The sequence below is a fragment of the Cohnella suwonensis genome (assembly GCF_042655365.1).
GTDB classification, from domain to species: domain Bacteria; phylum Bacillota; class Bacilli; order Paenibacillales; family Paenibacillaceae; genus Cohnella; species Cohnella suwonensis.
Map to the genome: position 1 here is coordinate 120,353 of NZ_JBHSMH010000097.1, position 14,933 is coordinate 135,285.

Here is a 14,933-nt window from a genome sequence, read left to right on the forward strand (position 1 = left end):
TTTCAGCAAATGCTCAGCCCATCCTAAGGTTCGTTTCAGTTATTTTTAAGGGGAGAATCATTAACGGAATGTAAAGTAACAAATGCGGCCAACGACAGAGACGAGGTGTTAACCGATGAACAAGCAACTGAAATTCCGCCACGAGCTGAAATATTACATGAACCCGATGCAGTACCTGGTCATGAAACGCCAGCTTTCGAACGTGATCAAGCTGGACAAGCACGCGGGCCCGACGGGCGAATACCATATCCGCAGCCTGTACTTCGACGATATCGAGAACAAGGCGTTGCACGAGAAGCTGGCCGGCGTCCGGGATCGCGAGAAATATCGGATCCGGATCTATAACAAGTCGGACAAGGTCATTCATCTGGAGAAAAAGGTCAAGTTCAACGATTACGTATCGAAGCTGAAGGAAACGTTGACGCGGGAGATGGTCGATTCGGTGCTGGCCGGCAACTATGAATCGTTCAACGATCCATCGAGACCGCTCCTCGCGGAGATGTACTACGAGATGAAGAACAAGCTGCTTCGGCCGAAGGTCATCGTCGACTACGTGAGGGAAGCGTACGTGGCCAAGGAAGGCAACGTGCGGATCACGTTCGACAAGCGGCTCCAGACCGGGCTTAACCAAGTCGATATATTCGACCCGCAGCTGAGTACGATCAACGCTTTCGACGACGACATCACCGTGTTCGAGGTGAAGTTCGACGAGTATTTGCCGGAATATATCCGGATCGCGATCCAGGCCGGCGGTCTGGTCCGGCAATCCAATTCGAAGTACGTCATATGCCGGAAGCTCATTAAATTCAACTCCTGGGAGGATCAATAAACATGGATACGACAACGACAGGCGCTGCCGCGGATACGAAATCTTTTTCGGACATACTCAAAGATTCGGTGCTGGACAATTTCACGTCGGATATCGATATTTCCAAAATCATCATTACGATGCTCATTTCGTTTTTCGTCGGATTGTTCATTTACGTGTTATACAAGCGCATTTTTAGCGGCATTCTCTACTCCAAAAGCTTTAACGTATCGCTGATCGGCATGACGCTCATCACCTCGATGGTCATTATCGCGGTCAATTCCAACCTTGTCCTGTCTCTCGGGATGGTCGGCGCGCTGAGCATCGTGCGTTTCCGGACGCCGATCAAGGATCCGACCGATCTGATCTTCCTGTTCTGGGCCGCGGCAGCGGGCATCGTGACTGGAGCGGGCTTCTATTCTCTCGCGGTCATCGGGTCGATCATCGTCGGATTGGTGCTGTTCATCTTCGTGAAAAACACTTCGTTCGAGACGCCTTACCTGCTTGTCGTGAACTGCGACGGCGACGAAAGCGAGCAAGCGATCCACAAACGGCTCGGCTCGGAAGTCAAACGGTTTAACGTGAAGCAAAAGACGGTGACGAGCGACAACATCGAGATGACGGTGGAAGTTCGGCTGCGCGGGCAAGAAACGGGCTTCGTCAATAAAATCACGGCGCTTGGCGGCGTGAAAAACGCGGTTCTGATCAGCTACAGCGGCGACTACGTGTCGCAGTAAGGGAGGCGGTCGCCATGAAAAGGCAACTTACGGTGCCGCTGCTCTCCGCGGTTCTCGCGATCGCGCTGCTTGCCGCGCTGACGTGGAATGCGCGAGGCACGGACGGCGAGGAGGCGACGACGGCGCGAACGCAGATGAGCGCCGGCGCGGAGACGGCGGACGAGGCGGATCAAGCCGTTTTTCCGAAGGATAAGGTCGCGGACGTGAAGATTACGATCGACGAGGACGATTTCCAGGACATGATGGATAACGCCTCGGCGGAGGAACTGAAGCACGCCTCCGTCGAGTACAACGGAATCAAGCTGGATAACATCGGCATTCGGACGAAGGGCAACCTGTCGCTGAGGAGCGTCGTGAATTCGGATTCGGACCGGTACAGCTTTAAGCTGAGCTTCGACGAGTACATCTCGAGCCAGACGCTGATGGGCATAGGCAAAATCAACCTGAACAACAGTTACAGCGACGCGACGTATATGAGGGAGTTCCTGACTTACGAGCTGGCGGAATCGATGGGCTTGCCGACGCCGAAGTATTCTTACGTGAACGTCTACGTGAACGGCGAGCTGTACGGGTTCTATTTGGCCATCGAACAAGTCGGCGACGCTTACTTGGAACGGAATTTCGGGAATTCGTACGGCGCGCTGTACAAAGCGGAGTTCAACGGGTCGGGCGCGGTCGGAGGAGATCTTCTCTGGCAAGGCGACGATCTGGATTCGTATACGGCGCTCGTGCAGAAGTCGGAGAAATCGAACGACGGCGTGTTGACCGATATGCTGGACGAGCTGAATAACGGCGACGATTATAGGAAGGTGCTCGACGTCGAGGATGCGCTCAAGTATATCGCGTTAAACGCCGTGACGGTCAATATGGACAGTTATTTAGGCTCGAATAAGCAAAATTATTATTTGTACGAGGACGACGGCGTGTTCTCCATCTTGCCGTGGGATTACAATATGGCGTTCGGCGGCATGGGCAGCAGCTCGCAGGTCATGATCGACGAGCCGACGCAAGGCGCGGTCACCGAACGGCCGTTGGTAGCCAAGCTGCTCGGCGTAGCGGAATATAAGGAAAAGTATCACGAGATCATTCAAAGCATGGTGGACGGCTACTTGTCGGACGCGAAATTCCAGGAGAGAGTGAAACAGCTGCAGGAGCTGATCTCGCCGTACGTGAAGGCGGATCCGCGGCCTTTCTCCACCTACGACCAGTACGAAAGCGCGATTCCTCAGCTTGTGACGTTCACGTCCGCCCGGGTGGAAAATGTATCCGGACAACTGAACGGCACGATCGCGTCGTCGGGAGACGGTAGCGGAAGCGGAGGCGGTATGGGCGGTTTCGGCGGAGGACGGGGCGGCAACGGTCGGAGAACTGATCAAGCGCAGCAGCAGCAGCAGCAGCCGGATCAAGCAGCGGCAGCTCGGCCGGATGCGAACGTGGCGGCAGCCGAGGCGAAGCAAGGCGCCGTTTCCGGCCAATACGGGCAAACCGGTCAACAGGGCTTGCCGCAGGGCGGACAATTTCCGCAAGGCGGACCCGACGGGCAAATGCCGGACGGGTTTGGCGGAGGACAAGGCGGAATGGGCGGCGGTTTCCAGGGCGGCTTCGGCGGCGACAGAGGCGGAATGATGGGCATAAACGGCCAAGCGGGCGCTGCGACCGAAGGCGGCAGCGAAGACGCGGCGATCACGACGGCGATCTCGCTCGGGGTGCTGGCGTTGGCGGGATTATTCGTGGCCTTCTATCGGCGGAAAAGGCTATAGGTTAATCGAGAACGGATGGGCCGACCATACACGCGGATCGCGCGTAGGGTCGGCCTATTCGCGTTCTCGCCATTATCTGCTCTCGGACCGCCGACCTCTCTATCTTTTTTGAAGGATTCCATTATTTTCTGCAAGAAGTACGATTGATCTAGGCGATCGATGTCCGAATTGATGATCCCGTTCCGTGTCGTCTGCCGGAGCGGGATTTTACTTGAGGCTTGCATTGTATAGTGTGTCGTGATACACTAATTGCAATGTGTATGGCATGTGTCCACACACTACTTACAATATTGGCTTGCATTTGCCAAAGCGGGGTGGGAATCATGAAAGATGAGATCGTGTTGCTATCGGATGATTTCCAGATTAATCCTTCCCGTCCAATCTACGAGCAGTTTGTTGAGCAAATCCGCGCACGGATTGTCAGCGGTCTTATTCCTGCTGGTTCAAGGCTTCCCTCGGTAAGGGATCTTGCAGCGGATAGACGCATTAATCCGACTACGGCTGCCAGGACTTATCAAGAGTTGGAAAGGAAGAGGCTAATCGTGACTTACCGAGGACAAGGCACTTTCGTAACAAGCGCAGAGGATACGATTCATGAAGCGCGGAAAGAAATGGCGGTGGAAGCAGTTGCCCAGCTCAAGGCTATTGCACATTCGCTTGGGCTAACCGTGCACGAAATGATTCAATTAGCGGATCAGGAGGAATCATGATGGTCGATCACAAAGAGGTCTCATATACACCAGTCGGGAGTAACGCCATTCATTGTCGTGAGGTATGTCTGCAGGTAAAGAAGAAAAAGATTCTAGACCAGGTGAGCTTCGAGGTTCCGAGGGGAAGCATTACGGGGCTGCTTGGGCCCAATGGAGCTGGCAAGTCGTCGCTTTTGCGTATGATTGCGGGATTATCGGCGCCGGATTCTGGATCTGTGCATATATTTGATCAGCCGGCAGGAGAAGCGATGCTCAGTAAGCTATCCCTTTTGCCGGATCGTGGAAGCTTGCCGGGTTGGCTAACAGCCGGGAAATGGCTTGCTTTTGCCCGAAGCATCTATCCGGATTGGAACGATGCCAGCGCGGAGCAATTAGTCGAAAGCTTGAAGATCAGCTTGGATTCTCGGATATCCGTCATGTCCAGGGGAGAAGAGGCAAGGCTTCAGCTTCTGACATGCTTGGCTCGGACGGCTCCTCTTGTCATTCTGGATGAGCCATTTACGGGTGTCGATATGATCTCCCGAGAGCAGATCTCCTCGACGGTTGTTAGCGAGCTTGCGGATGGAGAGAGGACTTTCCTGATTGCTACGCATGATATTCGGGAGATGGAAATGTTGTTCGACAGGTTAATCTTAATTAAAGACGGTCAGATTCAAAGCGTTGCTAACGTAGAGCAGCTGCGGAGCTCCGGAAAGTCCGTGGAATCCCATTACAGGGAAGTGTTCGCATGACAACACTCAGTAGATTAGCTCATTTTGAGTTCAGCCGCTTCAGTTCATCTTTGCCTGGACTGACAAGTAGAGGAATCAAGATAGCGATATCTTACTTAGCTCTAATAATAGCAGGCGGTATTTATTTCTTTAGGGAAAATAATTCGCCGGAAATCGTATTCGCGTTCGGGGTGACGTTATCATGGGGAATCCTTATGTCGTTATCCATGTCTCATATTATGACCTTCTGGGCACAGCCGCAGAGAGAATGGTGGCTGTCGCTGCCTCACTCCCGTTCCCTCTTGGTAAGCGCTAAAGCGTTGGGTCTTATGCGAGTAGGCTTGAGAGTCGTTATTCTTATCCAGCTTGCATGCTTGTGCTATTATGGGGTCGCAGCGGCTTCAGGTAGGATGAACCCGTTGCCTGCGGGGCAATTGATAGCCATAGTCGGAGCAAACCTGGTGATTTCGCTATCATTCATTCCCGTAGCCGTTCTGTTAGGATTGTCAATATGTACGATGTACAACGGGTGGGCGCGGTGGGGGCTAATTCCATATCTAATTATCATGCAGAGTCCTTACGGATTATTCGGAATTTTAATGGAGATGAAAAGCTCCGAATTCCGAGCTATCTCTCCAGATTACTTATTGCTCTATTCATTGGGCATCGTTGTCATTGGATGGCCTATCGCCTATGTCCTGATGAGGTTGATTTCAGGCATAGGAATGAAGAATATGGCGGATGTCCGCTTACGTATTAAATCGACAGCTTCCTCCAGATCAACCGGTAAAAACAAGGATGATTTGATTCGCAGCGCAAATAAGTTAAGCGGGTTTGCCATTCTATATTCTTTGGAACGCGAACGTTTTCGTTACTATGGTTCTATTAAATCCATTCGGATGGTTAAATACGCCATATTGTCGTTGATAGCGTTGGGTGGATTCCTATCTTCGGCATATTCCACGGCATTACTGGAAATGATGCAAATATTATTCATGCTCCCCGTGCTGGGGGCATCCGTCTATATGATGAACAAGGGTAATATAGAGCGGAAAAACTTGCAGTGGTGGTTAAGCTTTCCTCTCCCTCGCAGTCATTTGGTGTTAGCGCAAATTGCCGGCTTGTGGATGACCGTTGTTCGAATCATTGGGGCATTGTCGGCGGCTTACGGGTTTGGCATTGCGATGGGCATTGTTACGGGACGCATGGGAATGCAGCATCTAATGGAACATATTGAATGGTTTGCCTATACGCTTGTCTTGTATATCTCCATGCTTACTATTGCTTTAGGTATGCTGCAGTCTTCCTATTATTTTATGAAGTCTACGTTGTTGACGTATATCCACTTACCGCTATACATGCTTGTTGGGTTCCAGACCGTTATCATTAACGAATTCTTCTTTCCCAAGAACTTTGTTACCCCTGCTCAAGTTCCTTACTGGGATTACGTAGGAATTTTATTGGCAATTGGATTGCCTATTGCTGCGCTTAGTACTTGGATTGGTGCAAAATATATGCAAGTATTGCTGAATATTCAGTCCAAATCAACGAATCAACGATGATAAGTTAACTTAGGAAGAAGTCAGGAGCAGCGAGAAAAGCTCTATAAAAACATGTACCGCCATCCTTAGGACGGCGGTACATGTTTTTTATAGACGAATAAGAATCAACCCTCGAGCAAAAGCGTTTCCGGATCTTCGAGCATTTCCTTGATTTTGACGAGGAACTGTACCGCTTCCGCGCCGTCTACGATTCTGTGGTCGTAGGAGAGGGCGATGTACATCATCGGACGGTTCTCCATGCGTTCCGCGTCGATCGCGATCGGACGAAGCTGGATTTTGTGCATGCCGAGGATACCGACTTGAGGCGCGTTCAGGATCGGCGTCGAGAGCAGGGAGCCGAATACACCGCCGTTCGTGATCGTGAACGTTCCGCCTTGAAGCTCGGACAATTCCAGCGTGTTATTGCGGGCTTTGCCGGCCAATTGAACGATCGTGCGCTCGATTTCGGCGAAGCCGAGGCGATCCGCGTCGCGGAGAACCGGAACGACCAAGCCTTCTTTCGCCGATACGGCGATGCCGATGTCGTAGTATTTCTTGACGATGATGTCTTCGCCGCTGATTTCCGCGTTCAGATGCGGGAATGCTTTCAGCGCGCCGACGACCGCTTTCGTGAAGAAGGACATGAAGCCGAGACCGACGTCGTGCTTCTCTTTGAAGGAGTCTTTGCGGCGTTTGCGGACTTCGAGAATCGCGGTCATGTCGACTTCGTTAAAAGTCGTCAGCATCGCGGCCGTTTGTTGCGCTTCGACGAGGCGTTTGGCGATCGTCAGGCGACGGCGCGACATGCGCTTGCGTTCTTCCGGCTTGTTGGCGTTGGAAGTCGGCTTGTCGACCGCAGGGGCAGCCGAAGCCGCTTTAGGCGCCGCGGCTTGCGGAGCCGGAGCGGCACCCGCGTTCGCGACGTCGCTCGCGTGAACGCGTCCGATCGGATCGCGTGCGGGCACCGCGTTCAGGTCGATGCCTTTCTCGCGGGCGAGCTTGCGGGCCGCTGGCGTCGCGAGCGTGGAACTCGCGTCGACCGAAGGCGCCGATGCCGCCGGTGCCGCGGCGGGAGCAGGAACAGCCGGAGCAGCCGGAGCAGCGGCCGAGCCGCCTGCTCCGATCCGTCCGACCGCTTCGCCGATACGAACCGTGTCGCCTTCGTTCGCGAGAATCTCGGAGATGACGCCGTCTTCTTCGGCGCTGATTTCAAGGTTTACTTTGTCGGTTTCGAGTTCCAGCAGCAAGTCGCCTTGGCGGACGGAGTCGCCCGCTTTAACGATCCATTTGGAGACCGTTCCTTCCGTAATGGATTCACCCATCGCTGGTACGATAATGTCGGACATTGCTAGTTACCTCCCGGATTTGACTGACGATTTCTTTTTCTGAACCAAAGTCTGATTGATGATGAACTGTTGCTCGAACGCATGGATCTGCTGGTAGCCGCTTGCCGGGCTGGAACGTTTCGGACGGCCGTTGTAGCCGACTTCGACTTTGGCGTTGTCGACGAGCTCGCGGATGCGAGGCTCCATGTAGCTCCAAGCGCCCATGTTCTTCGGCTCTTCTTGCACCCACAGCACTTCGGTCAAGTTCGGGAAGCGATCGACGATCGCCTGGACTTCTTGCTGAGGGAACGGATACAGTTGCTCGATCCGCGCGATGTGGAGCCAGTCGCGGTTCACGTCGGACGATTTGTCGAGCTCGTCGGCCAAATCGATGGCCACTTTGCCGGTGCAAAGCACGAGGCGTTCGACGCGTTGCGGGTTGCCGCCGAGTCCCGGTTGCTCGATGACCGTCTGGAACGTGCCTTCGCTGAGCTGGGACGCCGGAGACGCCACGTACGGATTGCGGATCATGCTCTTCGGCGCCATCATGATGAGCGGACGGGCTTCGTCCGTATTCAGGATGGAAGCTTGGCGACGGAGCAGGTGGAAATATTGCGCCGCGCTGGACAAGTACGCGACCGTCCAGTTTTCTTCGCCGGACAGCTGCAGGAAACGTTCCATTCTCGCGCTGGAATGCTCAGGTCCTTGGCCTTCGAAGCCGTGCGGCATGAGCATGACCAACCCGGAACGTTGCGACCACTTGGACTTGCCGGCGGAGATGAACTGGTCGATCAGCACTTGGGCGACGTTCGCGAAGTCGCCGTATTGCGCTTCCCAGATGACCATCGTTTCCGGCGCGTAGACGTTATAACCGTATTCGAGGCCGAGGACGCCGGCTTCGGATAACGGGCTGTTATGAATCGCGAAGGAAGCATTCGCTTCTGGCAAGGCGTGAAGCGGGCAGAACGTCGCGCCCGTCTCGGGATCGTGAAGGACGAGGTTGCGGTGCGCGAACGTCGCTCTTTCGACGTCTTGGCCGCTCAGCCGGATCGGCGTGCCGTCGGCCAGGATCGAAGCGAAGGCGAGCGTCTCGGCTTGGCCCCAATCGACCTTCTCCCCGTCGTTCAGCGCGTCGGCGCGGCGCTCGAGAATTTTCTGTAGCTTGCCGTACACTTTGAAGCTGTCCGGCCATTTCAGCAGGTTGGCGTTGATCGTACGCAATTTCTCGATCGGAACCGCCGTAACCGGCTTCGGCGCGGAAATGTTGAACGCCGTAGGGCCGGCTTGATGCACCGGATCCTTCTTCTCTTTGCCCTTCACTTCGTCGTAAGCGGTTTTCAGCTTGTTCAGCACGTCGCGCTTGATTTGGTCCGCGCCTTCCGACGTCAGCGCGCCTTCGAGGACGAGCTTGTCGGCGTATAGCCGAGCGACCGGGGAGTGGGCTTTGACCTTCTTGTAAATAAGCGGCTGCGTCGTTTCCGGATCGTCCGTCTCGTTGTGGCCGTAGCGGCGATAGCCGATCAGGTCGATCAGGAAGTCCTTCTTGAACTGCGTACGGTATTCGCTTGCCAAGCGCGCCGCGGCGATGACGGCTTCCGGCTCGTCCGCGTTCACGTGGATGATCGGGATTTCGAAGCCTTTGGCCAAATCACTCGCGTAATGCGTCGAACGGGAGTCGTGGCTCTCGGTCGTGAAGCCGATGCGGTTATTGGCGATGATGTGGATCGTGCCGCCGCTCGTGTAGCCTTTCAGGTTGCCGAAGTTCAGCGTTTCCGCGACGATGCCTTCGCCGATGAAGGCGGCGTCGCCGTGAATGACGATGGACGCCGCGGCATCCAGGTTCTGTACCGGGTAGCCGGGCTTGCTGCGGTCTTCTTGCGCCGCGCGGGCGAAGCCGTTGACGACCGGATTAACGTATTCCAAGTGACTCGGGTTGTTCGCGAGCGTGATGCGCGTTTCCGCCGTTTGGCCGGACTGGATCGACCGGTTCGCGCCCAAGTGGTATTTGACGTCGCCCGTCCAGCCGTAGTTAATGCCGATGGAGCCTTCGGACGGGATCAGGTTCTTGTTCGGGGAGTGGTGGAACTCCGAGAAAATGTTGCCGTAAGGCTTGCCCAGCACGTGCGCGAGCACGTTCAAGCGGCCGCGGTGGGCCATGCCGATCGCGATCGAACGCGCGCCGTCGTTCGTCAGCTCATGCACGATCTCGTCCGCGAGCGGGATGAGCGATTCGATGCCCTCGGCGGAGAATCGCTTCTGGCCGACGAACGTTTTTTGCAGGAAGTCTTCGAACTGCTCGGCCTCGAGCAAGCGGCGAAGAAGGGATTCGCGCTCGGAAGCGAGAAGCTTTCTCGTCGGAATGACGTTCTCCGCTTGATTGTTCAGCCAATTGCGCTCTTCCTCGGAGTGGACGTGACCGAATTCGAACGCGATCGCTCCCGTGTACACTTCGCGAAGCTTTTGCGCCGCTTCCCAGGCGTTGTTGAACGCGTAGGGGGAGTCTTCCCACACGCACTCCGGAGGCAATTGCTTCAGATCCGCTTCGGACAAGCCGTACGTGCTTGGCTCGATCATGTCGGCGCGTGCTTTGAAGCTAAGCTCCAACGGGTCGATATTCGCGGCCAAGTGGCCGAACGAACGTATATTCCAAGCCAATTGGCCTGCAGCGATTGCTTTTTTGAGAATAAGGGAATCCGGTTTCTCGTTGCCACGAACTTGTTGCGGTTGCTCTGCCAGCGTCCGGGACGTGCCCGCTTCGATCCGGGGAGGCGCGCCGTATTGCGCGAAAAGCTCCCGGAATTGCGGACTTACCGCTTCCGGATTGTTCGAATAAATTTCGTGCTGCTCTTGGATGTAGCCTAGATTGGGCCCGAAAAACTGCTGCCACAGTCCTTGCATCATTTCATTGTCAACAGACATCTGTTCATCCCTCTGCATTCTTGATTGTTAAACGATCGGCCTCGAGATTGGTTCCTTGGGGCCTATTCCATTCTAATGCATTTTTCTGTTCGGAAATAGACATTATTATGCATGAGAATGATCTAATACAGAGAACGGTTATGCTACGTCCGCATTCATGGATAGATTGTGCAATTTTGGCGATTTTGACTCTTCGCTTTCGGTCCGGGATCGCTCGTTCGCTTTCATTTATGGATTTTTGTGTAAAAAAATTGGCGAATGTACTATTATAGAAGAAAAGATGCGAGTGGTTTAAGCGGCGCGGTTGACGTTAATTCGGGGAATCAAGCGATTTCGCGGATATAGCAACGCGAGGCGACGTTAATTCGGCGACTTCCGTGCGATCCGCTCAACAACAATATCTGACCAAACGGGAAAGGATGTGTCGCTATGGCGTACTCGATCGGATACGTGGCCCTGACTTCTTCGCCCTTGCCCGCGATCGGACGGGTGTCTTCGATTCACGACGGCTACCGGCCGATCGACGGCTGGTTGAAGCACGCGTGGAGCGGCCATTCATACGGCAAAACGATGAAGGAAGAAGCCGCTTCGATCGCGGGGTTCCTACAGGCCGCGGGACGGACGCGCGCGAACGCGACGGCGTTCCTCGGCGCTTCGACGTTGAAGGCGAGGCAGGTTTCGCCGCACGCGCCGGAGGAAGGGCTTTCTGCCATCGGAGCCGCGCGGGACGGAGCGGCCGTGAAGAGCTATCGCGTGACGGTCGGACGTTTGGCGGAATCCCAGCGCAATGTCGGAGATGCGTTCGATCCGGCCGATCGAACGGCGATCCGGAGCGGTACGAACCGGTTCGGCCTTTCGATCGGCGGACGGACGAAGAACGTGAAGGTAGAGATCGGAGAGACCGACACGAACGAGAAGGCGTTATCGAAAATCAAAGACGCGATCAACGGTTCCGGAGCCGGCGTGAAAGCTAGCCTTGTGCGGGATCGGGAGACGAGTTCGCTTCGCTTGGAGCTGACGGGGTCCCATACGGGCAAAGATAACGGATTCGCGATCGCGGACGAGACGGGGAACGCCGTCGCGGCTACGGGAATCGGCTCCGTCGCGCGGCAAGCGGCGGACGCGAAATATTTCGTCGACGGCGGCGACGAGCGCAGCTCCGCGACGAACGAAATCGTACTGGAGAAAGGGAAGACGACGGCGACGTTGCTGAAACCCGACGCCGCGGGTGGCACGGGGACGACGATCGACGTTCGGCCGGACGTCCGGCGAATCGCGCAGGCGGCGCGGTCGCTCGTCGACGGCTACAACGATACGCTCGATCGTCTGCGCGATGCCGGAGAGTTGTTCGGTCCCGCGGCGAAGCGCTCGCTCGACCAAGCGATCGGCCAAAGCGACGATCTTGCGGACGTCGGCATTCGGCGCGGCGCGGACGGCAAGTTAAAGCTGGACGAGAGCCGATTGTCGGATCGGGTGCTCGGGGACTTCGGCCGGGCCGGCGGCTCGCTGACGAATTTCGCGAAGAAGCTGGAGCACGCGTTCTTCCGGTTCTCGGAAGCGTCCGCAGGGAGCCTCGTCAACGATCGCGCGCAACGGCTGCAGCCCTTCTCCGCTTACGGCTCCGCCATGAAGCCGAAGCTGCGGTATCCGGGAACGGGACTTCTGGTGGATGAGTTGTTCTGATATTTGATATCCGCGATCCAATGATGCGTCCGAAGATTCTACGGACTCAGAACGTCGAGAAACCGTACGTATAGTGAAGTATCCTTATTTCACCAGGCAAAGGGCCTCTGCCCTCCCAATAAACTGCAAAAGTGCAGGTTAATCGACACGAAATCGGCCAAACGGCTCAACAACCTGCAAATGTACAGTTTGATAAACCGATATGACCGGATTCTCGCGAAAAGCGGCAAACAACCTGCACATTTGCAGGTTGTTTGCGTGTATCGGAAGAAATGAGCTAACCAACCTGCATTTTTGCAGGTTGTTCGGCGCAAAGGCGCAACAACCGTCGAGTTGAGGGGCGGATCAAAAAAAAGTATCCATGCATTCGAAACATACGGACTTTCTCGACAGCCTTCTGGACGCGGACGCCGTCGTCAACGTCGTCGTCGCGGGCTCGCTCGTCGCGCTCGCCGTCTGCTACGCCGTTACCCCGTGGCTAACGTCCGAGCGCTCCGCTTTGTCTCTCGGCGTCGGAATCGTGCTGCTTCGGCGGCAATCGCGCTTGGCATTCAAAGATCGAGTAAAGACGATTACGCGAAGGAACCAGTCAGTGGATGTAAAGAAGATTGTCCGGGAAAAGCTGAATCCGTATTTGCGAGGAAGGGCAACTACTTTGGAAATGGGATACAAACGTCAACAGCCATCCGAAAAACGGCGAAGCCGGTATACTAACCCTGACTGTCTCTGTCAGTGATGTTCATGTAAAATTCAAGCAAAGGGGGTGAATACTGTGGGAAAGAAATCCAACGAGCTGCCCATTCGGTTTTTCGGCGAGCTAACGGCTCTTGAGAATTGGCTTAAGGAACATCATGACGATTCGCCGGGCATTCGATTGCGGATCGCCAAGAAGGATTCGAAACTTGTTTCCGTAACCTATGGCGAAGCGTTGGAATGCGCGTTGTGTTACGGATGGGTCGATAGCCTAAAAGAGACGTACGACGACGAGACGTGGCTGCAACGCTTCACTCCGCGCGGGCCCAGGAGTATTTGGTCGAAAGTGAACAAAGACAAAGCGGAATCGCTAATCGCTACAGGACGTATGAAGCCTTCCGGCATCAAAGCCATCGAAACGGCTCAACGGAACGGTCTTTGGGACAAGGCTTACGAGTCTCAAAGCGTCGCTTCGATCCCTGACGATCTGGCTGCCGAGCTGGAGCTCAATGCCGTCGCGAAGGCGTTTTACGAAAGTCTGGATAAGCAGAACCAGTACGCGATCAAGTTCCGTATCCACCAGGCCAAGAAGCCTGAAACAAGAGAGCGGCGAATTCGGCAATATGTCGAGATGCTTGCTAAAGGCGAGAGAATATACCCGGAATCCAAATCATAGAGCCCCGATTGGCTTGGAGGGCGACAAAATTGTCCAAATCGACGAACATGCTGTCCATCCTTTGGCTGCTTAGGGCGGGAAGGCGAATGACGGCCCAGCAGCTCGCGGACGAGCTGGAGATCCATATCCGCACCGTATACCGCTGCATCGATTCCTTGTGCGTCAGCGGGGTTCCCATCATCGCCGATTCGGGTCCGAACGGCGGATACAGGATTCTGGGCCATTTTGCGGAATCGCCGCTTCTCTTCGACATGGAAGAGCAGAAAGCGCTCGTACAGGCTTCGGCCTTTGCCCAGGAAGCGGGGTATCCGTTCAAGGAGGCGCTGAATCGGGCCGTAGACAAGTTGAAGCGATACACCAACGAGGAGCAGCTTGACCGGATCGAGCGCCATATGGGCGGATTCTCGGTTATCCATCCGCCTGTTGAAGGGCGGCAGCAGGAGCTGCTTCGCGTGCTGGAGGAAGCAGCGGCCCAAGGCCGGTCCGTGAAGATGGAGTACGATAAGGGCAGGGGGGAAGCTCCGAGCTCAAGAGTGTTCGATCCTTACGGCATCGTTCACTGGAAAGGCGCTTGGTACACGGTCGGCTTCTGCGGTCTTCGCGGGCAATTGCGAAGCTTCCGGACGGATCGAATCGTCCGGTTGGAGGCGGACGAACGGTGCTTCGTTCGTCCGAACGATTTTTCGGCTAAGGAGCACTTGATGCGCGAGTTGCTACCCGATGCCCTCGATGCGGAATCGCTTGTGCTCGTTAGGTTGCAAGGGCACGATCACGTGCTGGATCTGCTCGGCCAGCATTGGCTTTTCGGTCATGCGCTCGTCGAACGGGAGAACGGGCAGGCCGTGTATAGACTCGGGACGTCATCCTTGCTGACGTATGTGCCGTACTACCTGCTTCCGTATGGCAAAGCTTTGACCATTCTCGAACCGGATATTTTGGTCGAAAGACTGGCGGATATTTGCCGCGGCCTGACAGAGCATTACCGGTCGATGAGGTCGGGAACCCATTCATGAACCTAAGAAAGGATGATGAATATGAGTAAATTCGCGATGTACGGGAAATTCAAGGCGCAACCCGGTCAAGGGGACGCGCTGGCCGGAATATTGCTGGAGGCGGCGGAGCAGTCCGAATCCGTGGCAGGTTGCGAGCTTTATATCGTCAACGTTTCGGAAGAGGACTCGGATACGATCTGGGTGACGGAACTATGGAGCGATGCCGAAGCGCATGACGCTTTCTTGCGCAACGAGGACGCTCAGGCATTGATTGGGCGCGCCAGACCGCTGATCGCGGGCGTTGAACCGGTCAAGTTGCGGCCGCTCGGAGGCAAGGGATTCCGTTAATCGGATCGAGCGGCGCAAATAGGATGGTAAG

At 55.2% G+C, this 14,933-nt stretch carries 13 protein-coding genes; 11 read left to right on the forward strand and 2 right to left on the reverse strand.

The features are described 5' to 3' along the window. Window positions 1–115 precede the first annotated feature (115 nt). From ACFPPD_RS21980 to ACFPPD_RS22005, 6 genes are all read left to right on the forward strand, one after another. Complete coding sequence (locus ACFPPD_RS21980) at window positions 116–829, forward strand: polyphosphate polymerase domain-containing protein (RefSeq protein WP_209744544.1); 714 nt, start codon at window positions 116–118, stop codon at window positions 827–829. A 2-nt stretch (window positions 830–831) separates the two neighbouring features. After that, window positions 832–1,545 (forward strand): DUF4956 domain-containing protein, encoded by a 714-nt coding sequence (locus ACFPPD_RS21985; RefSeq protein WP_209744546.1) that lies wholly within the window; start codon window positions 832–834, stop codon window positions 1,543–1,545. Window positions 1,546–1,559: 14 nt separating this feature from the next. Next, a complete protein-coding gene (locus tag ACFPPD_RS21990; RefSeq protein WP_209744549.1) occupies window positions 1,560–3,305 on the forward strand; it encodes a CotH kinase family protein in 1,746 nt (581 codons plus the stop codon). Window positions 3,306–3,628: 323 nt separating this feature from the next. Further along, a complete protein-coding gene (locus tag ACFPPD_RS21995) occupies window positions 3,629–4,015 on the forward strand; it encodes a GntR family transcriptional regulator (RefSeq protein ID WP_209744552.1) in 387 nt (128 codons plus the stop codon). After that, the gene (locus tag ACFPPD_RS22000; protein ID WP_209744555.1) at window positions 4,015–4,746 is read left to right on the forward strand and encodes an ABC transporter ATP-binding protein; all 732 of its coding nucleotides are present in this window, start codon (window positions 4,015–4,017) and stop codon (window positions 4,744–4,746) included. The genes ACFPPD_RS21995 and ACFPPD_RS22000 overlap by 1 nt, the downstream gene beginning before the upstream one ends. Beyond that, window positions 4,743–6,287 carry a hypothetical protein gene (locus ACFPPD_RS22005; protein ID WP_209744558.1) on the forward strand — a complete coding sequence of 515 codons (1,545 nt, stop codon included), beginning with the start codon at window positions 4,743–4,745 and terminating at the stop codon, window positions 6,285–6,287. The genes ACFPPD_RS22000 and ACFPPD_RS22005 overlap by 4 nt, the downstream gene beginning before the upstream one ends. 104 nt (window positions 6,288–6,391) lie before the next feature. Here the strand turns inward: ACFPPD_RS22005 and odhB are convergent, their stop codons facing one another. Both odhB and ACFPPD_RS22015 read right to left on the reverse strand, forming a co-directional pair. Further along, the gene (gene odhB, locus ACFPPD_RS22010; RefSeq protein ID WP_209744561.1) at window positions 6,392–7,612 is read right to left on the reverse strand and encodes a 2-oxoglutarate dehydrogenase complex dihydrolipoyllysine-residue succinyltransferase; all 1,221 of its coding nucleotides are present in this window, start codon (window positions 7,610–7,612) and stop codon (window positions 6,392–6,394) included. Between the two features lie 6 nt (window positions 7,613–7,618). Then, window positions 7,619–10,510, reverse strand: a complete 2,892-nt coding sequence (locus ACFPPD_RS22015; RefSeq protein ID WP_209744564.1) for a 2-oxoglutarate dehydrogenase E1 component — start codon at window positions 10,508–10,510, stop codon at window positions 7,619–7,621. 429 nt (window positions 10,511–10,939) lie between these two features. Between ACFPPD_RS22015 and ACFPPD_RS22020 the strand changes: the two genes are divergently transcribed. The 5 genes from ACFPPD_RS22020 (at window position 10,940) to ACFPPD_RS22040 (ending at window position 14,902) form a co-directional block, all read left to right on the forward strand. Further along, on the forward strand, window positions 10,940–12,193 hold the full coding sequence (locus ACFPPD_RS22020; protein ID WP_209744567.1) for a hypothetical protein: 1,254 nt from the start codon (window positions 10,940–10,942) through the stop codon (window positions 12,191–12,193). A gap of 361 nt (window positions 12,194–12,554) precedes the next feature. Then, window positions 12,555–12,929 (forward strand): hypothetical protein, encoded by a 375-nt coding sequence (locus tag ACFPPD_RS22025; protein ID WP_209744570.1) that lies wholly within the window; start codon window positions 12,555–12,557, stop codon window positions 12,927–12,929. Between the two features lie 36 nt (window positions 12,930–12,965). Continuing rightward, window positions 12,966–13,562, forward strand: coding sequence for a YdeI/OmpD-associated family protein (locus ACFPPD_RS22030; protein WP_209744572.1), 597 nt, complete (start codon window positions 12,966–12,968; stop codon window positions 13,560–13,562). A 29-nt stretch (window positions 13,563–13,591) separates the two neighbouring features. After that, complete coding sequence (locus ACFPPD_RS22035; RefSeq protein WP_209744575.1) at window positions 13,592–14,575, forward strand: helix-turn-helix transcriptional regulator; 984 nt, start codon at window positions 13,592–13,594, stop codon at window positions 14,573–14,575. A 21-nt stretch (window positions 14,576–14,596) separates the two neighbouring features. Next, complete coding sequence (locus ACFPPD_RS22040) at window positions 14,597–14,902, forward strand: putative quinol monooxygenase (protein ID WP_209744578.1); 306 nt, start codon at window positions 14,597–14,599, stop codon at window positions 14,900–14,902. Window positions 14,903–14,933 lie beyond the last annotated feature (31 nt).

Bases quoted from the DNA above. Each gene is read 5' to 3' on its own strand.
- ACFPPD_RS21980 (WP_209744544.1), top strand. From the start codon at position 116: ATGAACAAGCAACTGAAATTCCGCCACGAGCTGAAATATTACATGAAC.
- ACFPPD_RS21985 (WP_209744546.1), top strand. From the start codon at position 832: ATGGATACGACAACGACAGGCGCTGCCGCGGATACGAAATCTTTTTCG.
- ACFPPD_RS21990 (WP_209744549.1), top strand. From the start codon at position 1,560: ATGAAAAGGCAACTTACGGTGCCGCTGCTCTCCGCGGTTCTCGCGATC.
- ACFPPD_RS21995 (WP_209744552.1), top strand. From the start codon at position 3,629: ATGAAAGATGAGATCGTGTTGCTATCGGATGATTTCCAGATTAATCCT.
- ACFPPD_RS22000 (WP_209744555.1), top strand. From the start codon at position 4,015: ATGGTCGATCACAAAGAGGTCTCATATACACCAGTCGGGAGTAACGCC.
- ACFPPD_RS22005 (WP_209744558.1), top strand. From the start codon at position 4,743: ATGACAACACTCAGTAGATTAGCTCATTTTGAGTTCAGCCGCTTCAGT.
- odhB (WP_209744561.1), bottom strand. From the start codon at position 7,612: ATGTCCGACATTATCGTACCAGCGATGGGTGAATCCATTACGGAAGGA.
- ACFPPD_RS22015 (WP_209744564.1), bottom strand. From the start codon at position 10,510: ATGTCTGTTGACAATGAAATGATGCAAGGACTGTGGCAGCAGTTTTTC.
- ACFPPD_RS22020 (WP_209744567.1), top strand. From the start codon at position 10,940: ATGGCGTACTCGATCGGATACGTGGCCCTGACTTCTTCGCCCTTGCCC.
- ACFPPD_RS22025 (WP_209744570.1), top strand. From the start codon at position 12,555: ATGCATTCGAAACATACGGACTTTCTCGACAGCCTTCTGGACGCGGAC.
- ACFPPD_RS22040 (WP_209744578.1), top strand. From the start codon at position 14,597: ATGAGTAAATTCGCGATGTACGGGAAATTCAAGGCGCAACCCGGTCAA.